This window comes from Pseudomonas sp. GW821-FHT07E12, from assembly GCF_058986605.1.
Map to the genome: position 1 here is coordinate 1 of NZ_JBYSVX010000021.1, position 19,209 is coordinate 19,209.

A 19,209-nucleotide genomic window follows, 5' to 3' on the forward strand; every position below is an offset into this window, starting at 1 on the left:
GACGTGCATCCATGCACGTCGCCCCTGCGGGGTTTTTGCCCGCTGGCTCCGTCGCTGCGGATGGGGGCCCCGGGAAGGTCAAAAGCGAAGGCAAAATCACGAGCAACAGCAACAGCAACAGCAACAGCAACAGCCACCGCAACGGCAAGAGCCACCGCCACCGCCACAGCCAATCAACTGCGGTGGCTTGCCGGGCTCAGATGTCTTCGTGGATGCCGCACTCGCGCTTCAGGCCGAAGAAGCGGGTGTCTTCTTCGCGCATGCCGGGTTCCCAGCGGCGGGTGGTGTGGAAATCGCCGATCGAGACGTAGCCCTGTTCCCATAGCGGGTGGTAGGGCAGGTCGTGGGCTTTCATGTATTGCCAGATGTCGCGGTCGGTCCAGTCGGCGATGGGGCTGATCTTCCAGCGGTCGCCGCGCTGTTGCACGATCGGGGTGTTGGAGCGGCTGGTGGCTTGTTGGCGGCGCAGGCCGGTGAACCAGGTGCCGATCTGCAGTTCGTCCAGGGCGCGGCGCATCGGTTCGACCTTGCGCAGGTTGTTGTAGTGCTCGATGCCGACCACGCCCTGTTCCCACAGGCGGCCGTGGCGGGCTTCCATCCAGGCGCGGCTGACCAACGGGCGGTAGACCTTGAGGTTGAGCTGGAGCCGTTCGGACAGTTCGTCGGCGAAGCGGTAGGTCTCCGGGAACAGGTAGCCGGTGTCGATCAGGATCACCGGGATGTCCGGTTTCTGCTGGGTCAGCAGGTGCAGGGTCACCGCCGACTGCGCGCCGAAGCTGGACGACAGTGCGGCCTGCTTGGGACCGTGTTCGAGCGCCCACGCCACGCGCTCGGCGGCGCTGCGCTTTTCGAGTTGCGCGTTGATCGCCTCCAGGTCGTGCGGGGCGTCGTTGTGGTCGTGGTCGTTGGAGGCAGGCAGGGCGGTCATGCGCGCAGTTCCAGGGAAATTTCGCGATGGGTGGGGTAGGGCGGCAGGGCGATTTCGCCGCTGCGATGCAGGAAGTCGCCGAAGCCTTCGGCGGCATCGCGTTCGGCGGCGTAGCGGGCCAGCAGCGGCTCGAGCGCGGTGAGGATTTCCGGCTCGGTGATGTTTTCGCGGTACAGGGTGTTCAGGCGCTGGCCGCGATGGTCGCCGCCGAGCATCAGGTTGTAGCGGCCGGGGGCCTTGCCGACCAGGGCGATCTCGGCCAGGTACGGGCGCGAGCAGCCGTTCGGGCAGCCGGAGATGCGCAGCACGATCGGCGCGTCGGTCAGGCCGTGCTTGTCCAGCAGCGGTTGCAGCCGGGCCGAGAAATCGGGCAGGTAGCGTTCGGCCTCGGCCATCGCCAGGCCGCAGGTGGGCAGTGCCACGCAGGCCATCGCGCCGCGTGCCAGTGCGGTCGGTTCGCGGTTGCCGGCATCCAGGCCGTATTGCGCGACCAGCGTGTCGATCTGCGCGCGTTCGGCGGCCGGTACGCCGGCGATCACCAGGTTCTGGTTGCCGGTCATGCGGAACTCGCCTTGATGGATCTTGGCGATTTCGCGCAGGCCGCTGAGTTGGGCGGCAGCCTCGGTGTCGGCGATGCGGCCGGCGGCCAGCGACAGGGTCAGGTGCCAGCGTCCGTCTTCGCCTTCGACCCAGCCGTAGCGGTCGCCGTTGTGGTCGAAACCGAACGCGTGCACCGGCTGGAACGCGACGCCGGCACGCCGCTCGATCTCGGCCTTGATGAAGTCCAGCCCGTGGTCGTCGATGGTGTACTTGAAGCGAGCGCGCTTGCGTACTTCGCGGTTGCCGAAGTCGCGCTGGGTGGTGACCACGGCGGTAGCGACCTCCAGCAGCGCCTCGCGCGGGATGAAGCCGATCACGTCGGCCACGCGCGGGTAGGTCTCGATGTCGCCGTGGGTGGCGCCCATGCCGCCGCCGACGCTGACGTTGTAGCCGGTCAGCACGCCGTCCTCGACCACGCCGATGAAGCCGAGGTCGTTGGCGAACACGTCCACATCGTTGATCGGCGGCAGCGCGAAGCCGATCTTGAACTTGCGCGGCAGATAGCGGTCGCCGTAGACCGGCTCGGTCTCTTCGCCGCTGCCGACGATCTGCTCCTCGTCCAGCCAGATTTCGTAATAGGCGCGGGTGTTGGGCAGCAGGTGTTCGGACACGCGCGCGGCATCGGCGTACAGCGTGGCGTGCGCCGCCGACAGCAGCGGGTTGGCCGCGACCTGCACGTTGCGGTTGACGTCGCCGCAGGCGGCCAGGGTGTCGATCAGCGCAGCGTTGATCGCCTGCATCGTCGCCTTCAGCTCGCGCTTGATCACGCCGTGGAACTGGAACGCCTGGCGCGTGGTGATGCGCAGCGAATGGTTGGCGTAGCGGGTGGCGATGCTGTCGAGCTTGAGCCACTGCTCCGGGCTGATCACCCCCCCCGGCGTGCGGGTGCGGATCATGAACTGGTAGGCAGGCTCCAGCTTCTGACGACGGCGCTCGTCGCGGATATCGCGATCATCCTGCTGGTAGCTGCCGTGGTACTTGATCAGGGTCTGATCGTCCTCACGCAGCGCGCCGGTGACCGGATCGGCCAGGCTTTGCAGCAGCGAACCACGCAGGCGGCGGCTTTCGGCCTTGATGTCTTCTACTGAGTGCATGGGATTAGAGATTCGGGATTCGGGATTGGCAAAAGCGGAGCGGCGAATGGGCTGGACATCGAATCCCAAATCCCCAATCCCTAATCCCAGCTTCAATAAACATCGCGCGCATAACGTCCCTCCCGTTGCAGCGTGGAGAGATAGTCATGAGCGGCGTCGGCATCCAGCCCTCCGTGCTCGGCGATGACGTCCAGCAGCGCGGCGTGCACGTCCTTGCCCATGCCGATCGCGCCGCAGACGTACAGGTGCGCGCCGTTCTGCAGCCAGGCGAACAGGTCGCGCCCGCGTTGGCGCAGGCGGTGCTGGACGTAGATCTTCTCGGCCTGATCGCGTGAGAACGCCAGGTCCAGTTCGTGCAGTTCGCCACGACGCAGCGCGTCCTGCCATTCGGACTGGTAGAGGAAGTCGCGGTTGAAGTGCTGTGCGCCAAAGAACAGCCAGTTGCGGCCGCGCGCGCCGGTCTCGGCGCGTTCCTGCACGAAGCCGCGGAACGGGGCGACGCCGGTGCCGGGGCCGATCATCACGATGTCGCGGCTGGCGTCGGCCGGGACGCGGAAGCGCTCGTTGGCCTCGACGTAGACCGGCGCGGTATCGCCCTCGGCCAGGGCGGCGAGGAAGCCGCTGGCCGAGCCAAGGTGGTCATGGCCGTGGGCGTGGTAGCGCAGCTCATCGACGGTGAGGTGCACCTCGTCGCCGACCCGCTTGCGGCTGGAGGCGATCGAGTACAGGCGTGGAGCCAGCGGGCGCAGCGCATCGAGCAGGCCCTGCTGGTCCCAATCCGCCGGCCAGCGACGCAGTACGTCGACCAGTTGGTGATCGGCCAGCAGCGTCGCCAGGCCGGCGGTCTGGGTGGGGTCGAGCAGTTGCTTCAGCTCGGCGGCGCCGCTGCGTTCGGCATGCGCGGTCAGGAACGGCCGCGACAGCTTGGTCAGTTCGCGCCGGGCGGCGAGCCACTCGGACAGGGCCAGAGTGTCCGCGCCGACGGTGACCTCGGCATGACCGTCCAGTTGCAGCGTCGCAAGCACCGATTCGACCAGCGGAGCTGGATTGCGCTGGACCACGCCGAGCGCGTCGCCCGGCTCGTAGGCCAGACCGCTGCCGGCGATCGACAGTTCGAGGTGACGCACCTGCTTGGAGGCCGCGCCATAGACGCGATAGGCCGGGCCCTTGAACTCGCGGCCGCTGATCGGCTGGTTGGCCAGCAGCTCGGCGGCGAACGGGTGCGTCGGCGACCAGGCATGCGCGGCCGGGCCGGCATGACGCAGTGGGGTGACGTTGCCGGCGGGGGCGGTATCGAGGAATTCGCGCGCCCGGGTCAGCGCCTGCTGGCGCCACGGCGCGGCGACGGTGTCGATATCCAGATCGGCTTCGCCCAGCGGCTGCAGCCGGGTGGCGCCGAGTTCGGCCAGGCGCGCGTCGATGCGGCGGCCGATGCCGCAGAAGTCGGCGTAGCTGGAGTCGCCCAGGCCGAGCACCGCGAACTTCAGCTCTGGCAGCTTGGGCGCGCGCCGGCCGGCCAGGAACTCGACGAAGCCGATCGCGTCGTCCGGCGGGTCGCCTTCGCCCTGGGTGCTGATCGCCACATATAACAAGCGTTCGTTGGCCAGTTCGCGGGTCGGGTAGGTGTCGGCGCGGACCAGCCGCACCGGCAGTCCGGCGGCTTCGGCCTCGGCGACCAGCTGTTCGGCGACGCGGCGGGCATTGCCGGTCTGGCTGCCGTACAGCACGGTCAGGCGCTGGCCGGTGGCCGGTGTTGCCGCGGCTGCGCCGCCCGGTATCAGCGCCAGGGAAGGCGCGCCGCCGTGACCCTGGGCCAGCCCGGCTGTGTAGCCGGACAACCACCACAAGGAAGGTCCATCCAGTCCCTCGACCAGTCGCGCCAGCAGCACCCTGCGGTCTTCGGGCAAGGGGCTGGGAAGCGAGGTGGCGATAGCGGCGGTCATTCCCGGTCCGGGTGCAAGGGAGGATGGCCGATGTTAGAGAAGCGTTTATTCGTTCAGAAAGGACGAGCGGTTATCCGCTTATGCCCGCCGCTTATTTCGCCATGTGACAGCCGGGCGACACACTGCCGGCCCTGGTCGCATGGCCGGGCGTGGCCGCTGCTACGCTTGGAACCATGCCTTTACCCGCCTGCTTCGTGGTTCGATGAGCGTCCCATCCCTGTCCCACCTCGATCGTCTCGAGGCCGAAAGCATTCATATCCTGCGCGAGGTCGCCGCCGAGTTCCGCAACCCGGTACTGCTGTACTCGGTGGGCAAGGACAGCTCGGTGCTGCTGCACCTGCTGCTCAAGGCCTTCGCCCCGGCGCCGCCGCCGATCCCGCTGCTGCACGTGGATACGCGCTGGAAGTTCCGCGAGATGATCGCCTTCCGCGACCGTCGTGCCGCCGAGACCGGCGTGGAGCTGCGCGTGCACATCAACCCGGACGGCATTGCCCAGGACATCGGGCCGATCAGCCACGGCGCCTCGGTGCATACCGACGTGATGAAGACCCAGGGCCTGAAGCAGGCGCTGGATCTGTGGAAGTTCGACGCCGCGATCGGCGGTGCACGCCGTGACGAAGAGAAGTCGCGCGCCAAGGAGCGGGTGTTCTCGTTCCGCAACGACAAGCACCGCTGGGACCCGAAGAACCAGCGCCCCGAGCTGTGGAACGTCTACAACGCCCGCATCCAGCAGGGCGAAAGCGTGCGGGTATTTCCGCTGTCGAACTGGACCGAGCTGGACGTCTGGCTGTACATCTACCGCGAGAACATCCCGGTGCCGTCGCTGTACTTCGCCGCCGAACGGCCGGTGGTCGAGCGCGATGGCGCGCTGATCCTGGTCGACGACGAACGCCTGCCGCTGCGCGAAGGCGAGGTGCCGCAACTGAAGTCGGTGCGCTTCCGCACGCTCGGCTGCTACCCGCTGACCGGTGCGATCGAATCGACCGCCGACTCGCTGGAAGCGATCATCGCCGAGATGCTGGTGGCGACCAGTTCCGAGCGTCAGGGCCGGGTGATCGACCATGATCCGGGCGCGTCGATGGAGAAGAAGAAGTTGGAGGGGTATTTCTGATGGGCAGGGATTCGGGATTGGGGATTGGGGATTCGAAAAAGCGGTTCTCCGCGACGGGAACGGTGGAGGAGCATGCCTTTGCGAATCCCGAATCCCGAATCCCGAATCCTGATGGCGATGCAATCGCCGCCTACCTGCGCCAGCACGAAACCAAGCCACTGCTGCGCTTCATCACCTGCGGCAGCGTGGATGACGGCAAGAGCACGTTGATCGGGCGGCTGTTGTACGACAGCAAGCGGTTGTTCGACGATCAGCTCGCCGCGCTTGAGAAAGACAGCAGGCGCCACGGTACCCAGGGTGAGCGCATCGATTACGCGTTGCTGCTGGACGGGTTGGCGGCCGAGCGCGAGCAGGGCATCACCATCGATGTGGCCTACCGCTATTTCGATACCGACAAGCGCAAGTTCATCGTCGCCGATTGCCCGGGCCACGAGCAGTACACCCGCAACATGGCCACCGGTGCCTCCACTGCCGATCTGGCGGTGGTGCTGGTGGATGCGCGCAAGGGCTTGCTGGTGCAGACCCGTCGGCACAGCTACATCGTCTCGCTGCTGGGCATCTCGCACGTGGTGCTGGCGGTGAACAAGATGGATCTGGTCGGTTATGACCAGGCCACGTTCGAGGCGATCGTCGAGGGCTATCGCGCGCTGGCCGCGCAGCTCGGCATCGCTCATGTACAGGCGATTCCGTTGTCGGCGCTGGAAGGCGACAACCTGTCCACGCGCTCGGCCAACACGCCGTGGTACACCGGCCCATCGCTGCTGGAGCATCTGGAAACCGTGCAGGTGGAGGCGCATGGCGTCGCCAGCGGCCTGCGCCTGCCGGTGCAGTGGGTGAACCGGCCGAACCAACACTTCCGCGGCTTCGCCGGCACGATTGCGGCAGGCGAAGTGCAGCCGGGCGATGCGGTGGTGGTGTTGCCATCGGCGCGTCGCTCGACCGTGGCGCGGGTGCTGGATGCCAATGGCAGCGACGTCGCGCTCGCGCAAGCCGGGCAGGCGGTGACGCTGACGCTGGCCGACGAGATCGACATCAGCCGTGGCGATGTGATCGCCGCCGCCGGTGACCCGCCGGAAGTGGCCGACCAGTTCGCCGCGCATGTGTTGTGGCTGGACGATGCGGCGCTGCTGCCGGGCCGGCCGTACTGGTTGAAGATCGGCGCGCGCACGGTGTCGGCCAGCATCAGCGAGATCAAGCACCGCATCGACGTGAACACCCAGGAACATCTGGCCGCCAAGCGGCTGGAATTGAACGCGGTCGGTTACTGCAACCTGTCGCTGGACGAGCCGATCGCCTTCGAACCGTACACGCGCAATCGCGCGCTCGGCGGCTTCATCCTGATCGATCGCCAGAGCAACGCCACCGTCGCCGCCGGCACGCTCGATTTCGCGCTGCGCCGGGCCGGCAACGTGCACTGGCAGCACCTGGACGTGGATCGCGCCGCGCGTGCCCGCATCAAGGGACAGACGCCGAAGGTGCTGTGGTTCACCGGCCTGTCCGGCGCGGGTAAATCGACGATTGCCAACCTGGTGGACAAGCGCCTGCACGCGCTCGGCTATCACACCTTCATTCTCGACGGCGACAACGTGCGCCACGGCTTGAACCGCGATCTCGGCTTCACCGACGAGGATCGTGTCGAGAACATCCGCCGCGTCGCCGAAGTCGCCAAGCTGATGGCCGATGCCGGCCTGATCGTGCTGGTCAGCTTCATCTCGCCGTTCCGTGCCGAGCGGCGGATGGCGCGCGAGCGCTTTGCCGAGGGCGAGTTCGTCGAGGTGTTCGTCGATGTGCCGCTGGCAGTGGCCGAGGCGCGCGACGTGAAGGGCCTGTACGCCAAGGCGCGTGCGGGGCAGATCCCGAACTTCACCGGCATCGATTCGCCGTACGAGGCGCCGGAGCATCCCGAGTTGCACCTGCAGGCCGACGGCGACAACGTCGAGGCCCTGGCCGCGCAGGTGCTGGCTGCGCTGGACGTCGGCTGACCGATATTCAGCAGAGCGGAGCTCGCTCCGCTGAAGCGTTCCCGGCGAAGCTCCGGCGGAGCAAGCTCCGCCTACGGGAGGATACGTGGCATCAATGACATGACAGCCCGGGAAACGCGTGGTTAAGTGGTGGGTTTCCCCTTGTTCGGAAGCCCTGCATGGCCCGCCTGTCCCGTTTCCTGATCCCGTCGCTGCTGTCGCTGTGCTGTGTCACCGCGCTGGCGCAATCGCCCGAAGCCGTGCCGACCGGTCGCCTGCCGGGCTGGGCGGTGCCGGAGCATTACGCGCTCGATCTGAAAATCGATCCGGATCAGCATGATTTCAGCGGCACCACCACGATCCGCCTCCGGCTCACGCAGGCCTCCGATCATGTCTGGTTGCACGGCAAGGAACTGAAGGTTTCCAAGGTCACCTTGAGCCCGGCCGAAGGCGCGCCGTTCGAGGTCCGGTACGTGGAGGCCGACGCGCAGGCCGGCGTGGTGCGCATTGATTTCGGGCGCGTGCTGCAGCCGCAGGAACTGAGCCTGGCGATCAGCTACAGCGCGCCACTCAACCAGCAGTTGCAGGGGCTGTATCAGGTCAAGTATCAGGGCCACGCCTATGCGATGACGCAGATGGAGCCGATCAGTGCGCGCTACGCGTTTCCGGGCTTCGATGAGCCGTCGTTGAAGACACCGTTCGATATCCGCCTGACCGTGCCGCAAGCCGACCAGGCGCTGGCCAACACCAAGGCAGTGTCCACCAAGCCGGCGGACGCGGGCTGGAAGACCGTCAGCTTCGCGACGACGTTGCCGCTGCCGACCTATCTGGTTGCCTATGGCGTCGGTCCGTGGGATGTGGTCGATGCGCCGGTGATGCCGGCCACGCCGCAGCGCGATCACACCACCCCGCTGCGTGGTGTCACCGCGCAAGGGCAGGGCCCGCGCATCCGTCGCGCGCTGGAGCAGACCCCGGACATCATCGCCGCGCTGGAGGACTACTACGGCTTCGGCTATCCGTTCGACAAGCTGGATCTGGTGGCTGCGCCGGACTTCTCTGCCGGCGCGATGGAAAATCCCGGCTTCGTCACCTTCCGCGACTGGCTGCTGTTGCTGGACAAGGATTCGCCACGCCACAACGTCGAAGGTTCGTTCAACGTCACCGCGCACGAGCTGGCGCATCAGTGGACGGGCGATGCGGTGACGATGGAATGGTGGAACGACCTGTGGCTCAACGAGGCCTTCGCCACCTGGATGCAGCAGAAGATCACCATGCAGCTGCGTCCGGAATATCGCGCCAACCTCGACCGCATCGCCGGCGCGCAGCATGCGATGGACAACGACAGCCTGGTCAGTGCGCGCAAGATCCGCCAGCCGATCACCGGCAACGGTGACATCGAGACCGCGTTCGACGGCATCACCTACCAGAAGGGTGCGGCGGTGCTGGGCATGTTCGAGGCCTTCGTCGGCGAGGACACCTTCCGCGCCGGCATGCGCACGTACATACAGGACCACAAGTTCGGCAATGCCACCGCCGACGATCTGGTCGATGCGATTGCCACCGCCGCTGGCAAGGGCGAGGATTTCAAGGCTGCGTTCCACAGCTTTCTCGACCAGCCCGGCGTGCCGTACCTGCGCGCGCAGTTGGAAACCGGCAAGCAGGGCGCGGTGCTGAAGCTGCATCAGCAGCGCTACCTGCCGCTGGGCTCGACCGGCGATGCCGCGCACAGCTGGGGCGTGCCGGTGTGCGTGAAGTACGGCACCGCGCAGGGCGTGCGGCGTGCCTGCGAAATGATCTCCGGCAGTGACGGCAGCATCGTGCTGAAGGGCGCGGACAAGAACAGCTGGGTGATGCCCAACGCCGATGGCACCGGCTATTACCGTTTCAGCCTGCCGAAGCCGCAGTTGACCGCGCTCGGCCGGCATGTCGATGCGCTCAACGATAACGAGAAACTGGCCTACGCCGACGCCATCGACGCAGCGTTCCGCAAGGGCGATGCCGACACCGCCGACGTGGTGGCCGCGATGAAGCAACTGGCGTCGGCGCAGGCCGAGCCGGTGGCGACGGCGCTGACCGATCGCCTCGGCTGGATCTGGCGCGTGCTGGCGCGCAGCGATGCCCAACGCGACGTGTTGCGCAAGGACGCCGTGGATGCGTTCGGCGCGCGCTTGCAGGCGTTGGGTTACCAGCGTCGCGACAATGACAGCACCGACGACGTGGCACTGCGTTCGCAGCTGTCCAGCCTGCTCGGTTTGCAGATGCGCGTGCCGGTGGTGCGTCAGGCGCTGCTGGCGCAGGGCGATGCGGTGTTGGCTGGTAAGGGCGGCCAGCTCGACTTCGGCGCCGCCAATCCCGACCTGCTTGGCACCGTATTGGCGGTGGCGGTGCAGGAGCGCGGCGCACCGGCAGTGGATGCCTTGATTGCCGCGTTGCGCACGCATGGCGAGCCGGCCCAGCGCAACGCGATGATCGGCGCGCTGTCGGCGGTGCGCGACCCGCAGCAGTTGCAGAAGGTGCGCGATTTCGCCCTGACCGATGCGGTCAAGGTTGGCGAGATGGGGAACATGCTGATGGGCGGACACGCCGATATGGCCACCCACGAATCGATGTGGAACTGGTACACCACCCACTTCGACCGCATCGTCGAGCGCAGCGGTTCGTTCGATGGCGGCCGCCTGCCGGCGTTGGCGGCCGCGGGTGGTTGCGATGTGGCCGAGGCGGATCGTCTGGAAGCGTTCTTCAAGCCACGGTTGAAGGATCTGAGTGGTGCGGACCGGGGGTTGGCGCAGACCGCCGAGTCGATCCGGCTGTGCAGTGCGTTGAAGCAGAAGCAGGAGGCTGTGGTCGCGCGCTGATTGACGTAAGTCGCTGGGGCTCCGCCCCCGCCTTCGTGGGGGCGGGCTCTGCGCGGGGGGACGGTAGTGGGATGGCTGGAGTGTGTTGGGGGGAGGCCTTTCTCAGCCCTCTTTCAAACGTCATCCCCGTACACCTTCAACCGTTGTCCCCGCGCAGGCGGGGATCCAGCGTCTTTCGTCCAGGCCACGAGAAAGTCACTGGGCCCCCGCCTGTGCGGGGGCGACGGTAGAGAGACTGCTGAGGATGTGGACGAGATGATTCCCACGCCCTTGCCTATAGCAACAACGCAGCCCCTCACACCATTGGATTCCCTGGCACCACCACCGGCCGCACATCCCAGATCTCACGCGCGTACTCGGCAATCGTGCGATCGCTGGAGAAACGTCCCGACGCGGCGATGTTGAGCACCATCTTCCGCGACCACGCTTCCGGGTCCGCATACAGCGCACCTAAACGCTCCTGCGCGGCCGCGTAACTGCCCAGATCGGCCAGGTGCCGATAGTGATCGACATGCAGCAGCGTTTCCAGCAGCGGTGCGAACACGCCCGGCTCGTCCGGGCTGAAGTGGTTGGCGGCGATCAGATCCAGCGTCGCGCGGATTTCCGGATCATTCTCGTAGTGCCAGCGCGGGTCGTACCAGCCGGCGCCATCGCGTACCTGCTTGGCGTTGAGCCCGAACAGGAACAGGTTGTCCTCGCCGACCGCCTCGGCGATCTCGATGTTGGCGCCGTCACGGGTGCCGATCGTCAGCGCGCCGTTCATCATGAACTTCATGTTGCTGGTGCCGCTGGCCTCGTAGCCGGCGGTGGAAATCTGCTCGGACACGTCGCTGGCCGGGATCAGTTTCTCGGCCACTGATACGCGATAGTCGGGGATGAAGACCACCCGCAGCCGTCGCGCGATCGCCGGGTCACGCTCGATCGTGGCGGCGAGGTTGTTGATGAACTTGATGACCAGTTTGGCCAGCGCGTAGGCCGGTGCGGCCTTGCCGGCGAAGATGAAGGTGCGACGCGGCAGCGCTGCATCCGGCTGCTCGCGCAGGCGCCGGTACAACATCACGATGTGCAATGCGTTGAGCAGTTGGCGCTTGTACTCGTGGATGCGCTTGATCTGGGTGTCGAAGATCGTGTCCGGATCCAGCGCCGGGCCGCCGTTGGCCTGCAGCCAGCTGCAGAAGCGCAGCTTGGCTTCGTAGCGGGTGACGCGCAGCTGCTGGCGGAAGTCGGCATCGTCGGCGGACGGGACCAGCTTCTCCAGCAGCGTCAGATCGGTGATCCAGCCATCGCCCAGACGCGAGGTCAGCAGCCGTGCCAGCGAGGGATTGGCCACACGCAGGAAGCGGCGCTGGGTGACGCCGTTGGTCTTGTTGTTGAAGCGCTCCGGGAACATCTCGGCGAACTCCGGCACCACCCGTTGCTGCAGCAGTTCGGTGTGCAGCGCGGCCACGCCGTTGACGCTGTGGCTGCCGACGATCGCCAGATGCGCCATCCGCACGCGCTTGCCGCTGCCTTCCTCGATCAGGCTCATCCGCCGCAGTCGCTCGTTGCGGCTGGGCCAGCGCGCACGTACCTGATCGAGCAGGCGGCGGTTGATCTCGTAGACGATCTCCAGATGACGCGGCAGCAGCGCCTCGAACCAGGCAATCGGCCACTGCTCCATCGCTTCCGGCAGCAGCGTGTGGTTGGTGTAGGCGAGGGTGCGGTGGGCCAGATCCCAGGCCAGGTCCCAGTTCAGGCCGGCCTGATCGAGCAGGATCCGCATCAGCTCGGGCACCGCCAGCGCCGGATGGGTATCGTTGAGCTGGATCGCGGCCTTGTCCGGCAACTGCATCCAGTCGTTGCCGGCGGCGCGGAAGCGGCGCAGCAGGTCGGCCAGCGAACACGCGACCAGGAAGTATTCCTGCAGCAGCCGCAGCGCCTGCCCGGACACCGTGCTGTCGTCCGGATACAGCACGCGGGTGATGGTCTCCGCGCCGAGCGAAGCGGCGAAGGCGCCGACGAAGTCGCCACTGCTGAACTGCGCGAAGTCGAACGAATCCGGCGCCCGTGCCGACCACAGCCGCAGCGTGTTGATGGTCTTGCCGCCGTAGCCGACCACCGGCCGGTCGTGCGGAATGCCGAGCATCGTCCAGGGCTTGCCCGGCACCGCGCGCAGCACGCCGCCGTGCAGCTCCAGCGCGCAGTGCAGGGTCACTTCGACCGCTTCGCCGGGGCGGGCGATCTCCCACGGGTCGGGACGCGCGAGCCAGTGGTCCGGCGTTTCCTGCTGCCAGCCATGCGCGACCTGCTGGTGGAAGATGCCGTATTCGTAGCGCAGCCCGTAACCCATGCCGGGCAGGCCGAGCGTGGCCATCGAATCCAGGAAACACGCGGCCAGCCGGCCCAGGCCGCCGTTGCCGAGGCCGGCATCCGGCTCTTCTTCCAGCAGCGCCAGCGCCGAGGTGTCCTGCTGCTGGTGCAACTGCTCCAGTGCCAGGTCCAGTTGCAGGTTGATCGCGTTGTTGGCGAGCTGGCGGCCGATCAGGAATTCCATCGACAGGTAGTACACGCGCTTGACGTTGCCCTGCCGGTAGGCAGCCTCGGTGGCGATCCAGCGCTGGCTGAGGATGTCGCGCAGCGAGGCTGCTGCCGCCTCGTAGCGTTCGCGCATGGTGGCCTGCTCGGGGTGCAGGATGTGGTCGAAAACGAGGTGGCGTTCGAACAGTGCGTTGGGGTCGCCGGAAAAGTCCAGCGGCCCGGCGCCATAGCGGTTGATCAGATCGGCAAGACTGATACGGGTCATGCGGGTGTCTCCGTGGGGGTGGAGTTCGGAACCGCTTACATCGGCGAGCTTGCCTGTATCCGTGTGACCGGTAAATCCTGTCGGTCCGCGGCGTCGGCCGCGCCCGACCGGGAGACCCTATGTATGACGCGTTACGCCTGAATGGCGAGGGCTTTGCGCTGCGTCGCTGGCAGGCGGCGGACCTCGATGCGCTGCTGCGGCACGCCGACGATCCGCAGGTAGTGCGCGGGCTGAGCGAGCGCTTCCCGCACCCGTACACGCGCGCCGATGGCGAGGCGTTCCTGGCCGGAAGCGTGGTCGACCTGACGCAGCCGGTACTGGCGATCGAGATCGACGGCGAGGCCTGTGGCGGTATCGGTCTGCGCCAGGGCGGCGGCGAGCGCCGGCATTCGGCCGAGCTGGGCTACTGGCTGGGACGACGGCACTGGGGGCAGGGCTGGATGACGCGGATCGTGGCGAGCTATCTGGATTGGGCGGTGCCGGCACTGGCGCTGTACCGGGTCGAGGCTCATGTGCTGGACAGCAATCCGGCTTCGGCGCGGGTGCTGTTGAAGAACGGCTTCCAGGAGGAAGGTGTGCGCCGTTGCGCATTGCTCAAGCAAGGTCAGGTGCACGATCTGCGCATGTTTGGGCGGATCCATCCGTCGGTCGACGAGTTGCGGGAAAGCCGCGCCGGCTCCGATGCCTTCCGATAGGCGTTTCTGGCAGTGATCGCTTCCGGAGCAGAGCGGTTGTGGGAGGGACTTCAGTCCCGACAGGCGGTACCGGTAAAGCGTCGGGACTGAAGTCCCTCCCACAGGAGAGCCGCGCTGTCGGGCGGCGGGCGGCATGGGGCCGTGCCTGTCGCATCGAGCGCGAACCGGGCCATGCCGAATGCATGGTCCGTGCCGATTCATGCACAATCGGGCCAGCCCCGCCTTTCGTGGGCGATCAGAACTTCTTTCGGGGAACTCATGGAATCCATCATCCACGCCGTCAACGGCGTCATCTGGAGCAAGGCATTGATTGCGATATGCCTGGGCGCCGGCCTTTTCTTCAGCTTCAGCACCCGCTTCATGCAGGTACGCGGCTTCTTCGAAATGTGCCGCCTGATGCTGAGCGGGCAGAAGTCAGAGGCCGGCGTGTCCTCGTTCCAGGCACTGGCGATGTCGATGGCCGGCCGTATCGGCATCGGCAACATCGCCGGTGTCGCCACCGCGATCGCCTTCGGCGGCCCCGGCGCGATCTTCTGGATGTGGGTGATGGGTTTCCTCGGCGCCTCGACCTCCTACGTGGAGTCGACCCTGGCGCAGATCTACAAGGAAAAGGACAACGAAGGCCGTTATCGCGGCGGCCCGGCCTACTACATCGAGAAGGGCCTGGGCATGAAGTGGTACGCGCTGCTGTTCGCGCTGGCCACGCTGATCGCCGCCGGCCTGCTGATGCCGGGCGTACAGGCCAATGCCATCGCCGACAGCATCACCAACGTCTGCCAGGGCACCGTGCTGTGCGGCACGCTGGATGGGCAATGGCTGGGCATGGAGGCGCGCCTGGCGCTGAAGCTGGGCATCGGCGTGGTGGTCGCCGCGCTGCTGGCGGTGATCATCTTCGGTGGCGTCAAGCGCATCGCCAACTTCGCCGAGGTGGTGGTGCCGTTCATGGCCATCGCCTACATCCTGATGGCGATCGTGGTGATGGTGATCAATTACGACTACGTGCCGGAGATGTTCCGCATCATCTTCTCCAGCGCGTTCGGCATGCACGCCGGTTTCGGCGCGATGCTGGGCCTGGCGGTGGAGTGGGGCGTCAAGCGCGGCATCTATGCCAACGAGGCCGGCCAGGGCACCGGCCCGCACGCCGCCGCCGCCGCCGAGGTCTCGCACCCGGCCAAGCAGGGCTACGTGCAGGCCTTCGCGATCTACTTCGACACCATGATGGTGTGCACCGCGACCGCGTTCCTGATCCTGTCCACCGGCATGTACAACGTGGTCGGCCCGGACGGCGCCATGCTCAAGGAAGCGCTGCCGGGCATCCAGGCCGGGTCGGGCTTCGCCCAGAACGGCATCGAGTCGGTGCTGCCGGGCTGGGGCGCGGCGTTCGTGGCGATCGCGTTGTTCTTCTTCGCCTTCACCACGATCATGGCCTACTACTACATGGCCGAGACCAATCTGACCTACCTCAACGGCCACAAGACCCGGCCGCTGAGCACGCTGCTGCTGCGGCTGGCGATCATCGGCATGGTGATCTTCGGCGCGGTGCGCAGCGCGGAGATGGCCTGGGCGCTGGGTGACATCGGCGTCGGTCTGATGGCGTGGTTGAACATCATTGCGATCGTGATCCTGCGCAAGCCGGCGATGCTGGCGCTGCGCGACTATGAGCGACAGAAGAAGCTGGGCCTGGACCCGGTCTTCGACCCCGAGGCGTTGGGCATCCGTAACGCCGATTTCTGGAAAAAGAAGCCCTGACATGAGCAGTCCCTGGAACACCGGCCCGCGTCGTCCTGGCGGCGGATCCCCTTGGTCCTTCGGCGAACGTGGAGAACGTGGCGGCGGTGACGCCCGTCCACGTGCACCGCGTCCTCCACGCTCGCCCGATGCCGGTGAGCGTGTTCCGGCACCGCCGGCCGAGCGTCGAGGCGAGGAACTGCGTCTTTACGGCCTCAACGCCGTGCGCGCGGCGTTCAAGAAGCGTCCGCAGGCGTTGCGCAAGCTGTACCTGACCGAGGCCCGCATTGCCGAGCTGAAGCCGGTATTGGCGTGGTGCGTGAAGCACAAGGTCGGCTACCGCGTGGTCGCCGACGAGGACCTGCGCAAGCTGGCCGGCAGCGAGCATCACGAAGGCGTGGTCGCCGATGTGTTGAGGACCGAGCCGCTGCCGCTGGCCGAGTGGCTGGAAGCGCTGCGGCCCGGGCCGCAGTTGCTGCTGTGGCTGGACGGTGTCGGCAACCCGCACAACTTCGGCGCGATCCTGCGCTCGGCCGCGCACTTCGGCGTGGCCGGCATCCTGTTGCCGGCCGACTCGCCGCTGGCGTTGTCCGGTGCCGCCGCGCGCGTGGCCGAGGGTGGTGCCGAAGCGGTACCGCTGATACGTCTGCCCAAGACCGCACAGGCCGACGAACTGCTGCACGACGCCGGCTTCGTGCTCGCTGCGACCCTGGTCGAAGGTGGCCAGAACCTGTTCGCCACGCCGATGCCCAAGCGTCTGGTCTATGTGATGGGCGCCGAGAGCAGTGGTATGGACCGGCACTTCGCTGACGCCTGCGACCTGCGGGTGTCGATCCCGGGTAGCGGTGCGGTCGAGAGTCTCAATGTCGCCGCCGCGACCGCAGTGCTGCTGGCAAGCTGGCGCGCGCGCGCGACCGGCGGCTGAGCGAATGCGCGCGTCGCGTCGTCCGTTGGGTTTCGTCGCGCTGCTTGGCGCCAGCCTGATCCTGGCGGGTGCCACCCAGGCTGCCACCACATCTACGGCCAACGCCGCCGCATCATCGACCCAGGTCACGATCCGCAACGGAATCTTGCATGGCGTTGCCCAGGACGACGGCAGCGTGGTGTTCCGCGCGATTCCCTATGCGGCGCCGCCGCTGCGTGGCTTGCGTTGGCAACCGCCGCAGCCGGTGTCGCGCTGGTCGGGCGTGCGTGAGGCCTCTGCGCCGGCCGCCCCCTGCATGCAGCCTGCGCTGGGTTGGAACGACACGCTGGCCGCGCGCGGCAATGAAGATTGCCTGTACCTTGAAGTGGAAACGCCGTCGCTGGCGCCGGCCTCACCGCAACCGGTGATCGTCTGGATCCACGGCGGCGCCAACGTGGCCGGTGCCGGTGGCAACGCGCCGTCGGCGCTGGCACGCGAGGGCGTGGTACTGGTCAGCGTGCAGTACCGGCTCGGCGTGTTCGGCTTCCTGTCGCTGCCGGAGCTGCGTGGTGGTCTGCCACAGCGGGCGGCGGGCAACTTCGCGTTGCTCGACCAGATCGCCGCGCTGCGTTGGGTGCGCGACAACATTGCCCGCTTCGGCGGTGATCCGCGCCGGGTGACGATCGCCGGTCAGTCCGCTGGTGCGCAGGATGTCGGCCTGCTGATGCTCAGTCCGTTGGCGAGAGGCCTGTTCACCGGCGCGATCGAACAGAGCGGCACCGCCGGCTTTGGCCTGCCGGCCCGGACGCTGAGCGAGCAGCAGGCGCTGGGCGAAACGATCGCACGCCGCGCCGGCATCGAGCCCGGTCTCGATCGGTTGGCGCGGTTGCGCGCGCTGCCGGCGGAGCGTCTGCTCGAAGCCGGGCAGGGCGTGGACGTGCCGGCGCTCGACGATGACGGCTACATCTGGCTGCAAGCGGTGGTGGATGGCGAAGTGCTGCCGGATGCACCGGCCGAACTGCTGGCGCGTGGCCGGCAGGCGCGGGTGCCGCTGCTGATCGGCAGCAACGCGCTGGAGCTGGAACTCGGCGGTGGCGAGGCCGGTGCGCTGGCGCGGCTGCGGCGTGATTATCCGGCTCACGTTGTCGATGAAGTACAGGCACTGGAGGCGCGCGATCCGCCGCCGCGCTACGGCACCCCATCGCAACGGCTTGCCAACGACCTGACCTTCCGCTGCCCAGCACTGCGTGTTGCGCAGGCCCAGGCCGCGCGCGGTGTGCCGGTGTGGCATTACGAATTCGATCTGGCCGCGCCGAATGCACAGGTTTCGCACAGCGCCGAGCTGCCGTTCGTGTTCAAGGCACTGCCGCTGGGTGGTGGTGCCGGCACGCTGACTGCGTATTGGGCGGCGTTTGCGCGCAGGGGTGATCCCAATGTGGACGGCGTGGTGAAGTGGCCGGGTTATATGCCGAAGCGGCAGAGCCTGCGCTTCACGCCGGAGGGTGGTGAGGTCGTGGCGGATCTGCGTGGCGAGATTTGCGGGTTGCTTGATCGCCCTTGAGATTTTGATTGGCGTTTGAGTGGTCGGGTAAGGCCATAACGTCCATGGATGATCAGCCTTCGGCTGCTGAAAAGCGCTTCCCGCTTTACCAGCCTTCGGCTGTGGAAAAGCACTTCGCGGGAATGACGAGTCATAAACTCTTGTTCTCTAACCTTAAGTGCAACACTGCGAGAGGCGAGCGCTACACGCAGTTCACGGTAGTTGTCGCGGGCCTGCCGGGTTTGCCCACGGGCAGGGTATAAGTCGCATCGTGCGCAGTTTTCGTGCTGTCCTGCAGCATCCATCTGCGCGATTTCGGCGCGCCCTGCAGGTCGATTCCGAGCGGTGATGCGGCCAGCACTTCATGGTCGGCATAGCGCACTGCGTAGCGCGGCTGGCCATCGTCGGAGAGCGTGAATTCAAGCGTTGCACGCTGTTGCGGCGAGTCCAGGCGCAGCGTTTCGGCATGTGCGCGACAAGACAGACAGAACATGACGAGCAGCACGGTTGCCGCTGCTTGATGCGATCGGAACACGATGGCCTCCTCCCCGTGAAAGGCACCGGCGGTTGTGGGCGCCGGATGCGTGGGATAACGTTACCTCAGCTCGCATCCGTGACAGGCGCACGGCGAGTGGCACCGCACAGGCGATGCCGATGCGTGGATTCACTTTGATTGAATTGGTTTGGCAGTAGAGCTTGGGAGAGGACTCTGATGCTGAAGAACCGGCAGTCGGTGCTGCATGCGCAGGTGTTCGTGACGGGCATCGCGATGGCGCAGTCGCGTCCCACGCCGATGCCATCGGATCCATATAAGGTGCCGGAAGGCAGTGTCGGTCTCGACAGGCCGCTGCCGGTCGATGCGGCGTGCCTGCCAGGGCAGCGCGAAGCATCTGCGTCCTGCGAAGACAACGGCCTCAATCTCGCCCCGGGCGAGCACCTCCTGCACATCCGCGTCGATACCGCCACGCGGTTGCACGACGCGCGACCGCGCCTGCGTGGCTGGACCGTTGCAAGCACCGAAGTTCCAGCCGACACGCGCTAGGCGTGTCGGTCCATTCCGGCCGTACA

13 protein-coding genes are annotated in these 19,209 nt (G+C 66.8%); 8 read left to right on the forward strand and 5 right to left on the reverse strand.

What is annotated here, in order from left to right; genetic code table 11:
* Positions 1–196: 196 nt before the first annotated feature.
* From AC3WJE_RS12745 to AC3WJE_RS12755, 3 genes are all read right to left on the reverse strand, one after another.
* Positions 197–928, reverse strand: coding sequence for a phosphoadenylyl-sulfate reductase (locus AC3WJE_RS12745; protein WP_493731179.1), 732 nt, complete (start codon positions 926–928; stop codon positions 197–199).
* Positions 925–2,622, reverse strand: a complete 1,698-nt coding sequence (cysI, locus tag AC3WJE_RS12750; RefSeq protein ID WP_493731180.1) for an assimilatory sulfite reductase (NADPH) hemoprotein subunit — start codon at positions 2,620–2,622, stop codon at positions 925–927. The genes AC3WJE_RS12745 and cysI overlap by 4 nt, the downstream gene beginning before the upstream one ends.
* Positions 2,623–2,714: 92 nt before the next feature.
* The gene (locus AC3WJE_RS12755; protein WP_493731181.1) at positions 2,715–4,565 is read right to left on the reverse strand and encodes an assimilatory sulfite reductase (NADPH) flavoprotein subunit; all 1,851 of its coding nucleotides are present in this window, start codon (positions 4,563–4,565) and stop codon (positions 2,715–2,717) included.
* Between the two features lie 202 nt (positions 4,566–4,767).
* On the opposite strand from AC3WJE_RS12755, the gene cysD reads away from it, so the two are divergent.
* From cysD to AC3WJE_RS12770, 3 genes are all read left to right on the forward strand, one after another.
* Complete coding sequence (gene cysD, locus AC3WJE_RS12760) at positions 4,768–5,676, forward strand: sulfate adenylyltransferase subunit CysD (protein WP_493731182.1); 909 nt, start codon at positions 4,768–4,770, stop codon at positions 5,674–5,676.
* Positions 5,676–7,658: a sulfate adenylyltransferase subunit CysN gene (gene cysN, locus AC3WJE_RS12765; RefSeq protein WP_493731183.1), complete on the forward strand. Its 1,983-nt coding sequence runs from the start codon at positions 5,676–5,678 to the stop codon at positions 7,656–7,658. The genes cysD and cysN overlap by 1 nt, the downstream gene beginning before the upstream one ends.
* A 158-nt stretch (positions 7,659–7,816) precedes the next feature.
* Positions 7,817–10,492 (forward strand): M1 family metallopeptidase, encoded by a 2,676-nt coding sequence (locus tag AC3WJE_RS12770; RefSeq protein WP_493731184.1) that lies wholly within the window; start codon positions 7,817–7,819, stop codon positions 10,490–10,492.
* Between the two features lie 295 nt (positions 10,493–10,787).
* Here AC3WJE_RS12770 and AC3WJE_RS12775 read toward each other — a convergent pair whose 3' ends face one another.
* On the reverse strand, positions 10,788–13,274 hold the full coding sequence (locus AC3WJE_RS12775; protein WP_493731185.1) for a glycogen/starch/alpha-glucan phosphorylase: 2,487 nt from the start codon (positions 13,272–13,274) through the stop codon (positions 10,788–10,790).
* 119 nt (positions 13,275–13,393) lie between these two features.
* Here AC3WJE_RS12775 and AC3WJE_RS12780 point away from each other — a divergent pair, with 119 nt between their 5' ends.
* The 4 genes from AC3WJE_RS12780 to AC3WJE_RS12795 all read left to right on the forward strand — a co-directional run bounded on the left by AC3WJE_RS12780 (position 13,394) and on the right by AC3WJE_RS12795 (position 18,162).
* A complete protein-coding gene (locus AC3WJE_RS12780; RefSeq protein WP_493731186.1) occupies positions 13,394–13,969 on the forward strand; it encodes a GNAT family N-acetyltransferase in 576 nt (191 codons plus the stop codon).
* 258 nt (positions 13,970–14,227) lie between these two features.
* The gene (locus AC3WJE_RS12785; protein ID WP_493731187.1) at positions 14,228–15,718 is read left to right on the forward strand and encodes an alanine/glycine:cation symporter family protein; all 1,491 of its coding nucleotides are present in this window, start codon (positions 14,228–14,230) and stop codon (positions 15,716–15,718) included.
* A gap of 1 nt (position 15,719) precedes the next feature.
* On the forward strand, positions 15,720–16,622 hold the full coding sequence (locus AC3WJE_RS12790; protein ID WP_493731188.1) for a TrmH family RNA methyltransferase: 903 nt from the start codon (positions 15,720–15,722) through the stop codon (positions 16,620–16,622).
* 4 nt (positions 16,623–16,626) lie between these two features.
* A complete protein-coding gene (locus tag AC3WJE_RS12795; protein ID WP_493731189.1) occupies positions 16,627–18,162 on the forward strand; it encodes a carboxylesterase/lipase family protein in 1,536 nt (511 codons plus the stop codon).
* A gap of 181 nt (positions 18,163–18,343) precedes the next feature.
* Here the strand turns inward: AC3WJE_RS12795 and AC3WJE_RS12800 are convergent, their stop codons facing one another.
* Positions 18,344–18,676 carry a glycoside hydrolase family 97 N-terminal domain-containing protein gene (locus AC3WJE_RS12800; RefSeq protein ID WP_493731190.1) on the reverse strand — a complete coding sequence of 111 codons (333 nt, stop codon included), beginning with the start codon at positions 18,674–18,676 and terminating at the stop codon, positions 18,344–18,346.
* 177 nt (positions 18,677–18,853) lie between these two features.
* On the opposite strand from AC3WJE_RS12800, the gene AC3WJE_RS12805 reads away from it, so the two are divergent.
* Entirely contained in the window at positions 18,854–19,183 is a 330-nt protein-coding gene (locus AC3WJE_RS12805) for a hypothetical protein (protein WP_493731191.1), read from the forward strand.
* Positions 19,184–19,209: the final 26 nt, after the last annotated feature.

Bases quoted from the DNA above. Each gene is read 5' to 3' on its own strand.
- AC3WJE_RS12745 (WP_493731179.1), bottom strand. From the start codon at position 928: ATGACCGCCCTGCCTGCCTCCAACGACCACGACCACAACGACGCCCCG.
- cysI (WP_493731180.1), bottom strand. From the start codon at position 2,622: ATGCACTCAGTAGAAGACATCAAGGCCGAAAGCCGCCGCCTGCGTGGT.
- AC3WJE_RS12755 (WP_493731181.1), bottom strand. From the start codon at position 4,565: ATGACCGCCGCTATCGCCACCTCGCTTCCCAGCCCCTTGCCCGAAGAC.
- cysD (WP_493731182.1), top strand. From the start codon at position 4,768: ATGAGCGTCCCATCCCTGTCCCACCTCGATCGTCTCGAGGCCGAAAGC.
- cysN (WP_493731183.1), top strand. From the start codon at position 5,676: ATGGGCAGGGATTCGGGATTGGGGATTGGGGATTCGAAAAAGCGGTTC.
- AC3WJE_RS12770 (WP_493731184.1), top strand. From the start codon at position 7,817: ATGGCCCGCCTGTCCCGTTTCCTGATCCCGTCGCTGCTGTCGCTGTGC.
- AC3WJE_RS12775 (WP_493731185.1), bottom strand. From the start codon at position 13,274: ATGACCCGTATCAGTCTTGCCGATCTGATCAACCGCTATGGCGCCGGG.
- AC3WJE_RS12780 (WP_493731186.1), top strand. From the start codon at position 13,394: ATGTATGACGCGTTACGCCTGAATGGCGAGGGCTTTGCGCTGCGTCGC.
- AC3WJE_RS12785 (WP_493731187.1), top strand. From the start codon at position 14,228: ATGGAATCCATCATCCACGCCGTCAACGGCGTCATCTGGAGCAAGGCA.
- AC3WJE_RS12790 (WP_493731188.1), top strand. From the start codon at position 15,720: ATGAGCAGTCCCTGGAACACCGGCCCGCGTCGTCCTGGCGGCGGATCC.
- AC3WJE_RS12795 (WP_493731189.1), top strand. From the start codon at position 16,627: ATGCGCGCGTCGCGTCGTCCGTTGGGTTTCGTCGCGCTGCTTGGCGCC.
- AC3WJE_RS12805 (WP_493731191.1), top strand. From the start codon at position 18,854: ATGCTGAAGAACCGGCAGTCGGTGCTGCATGCGCAGGTGTTCGTGACG.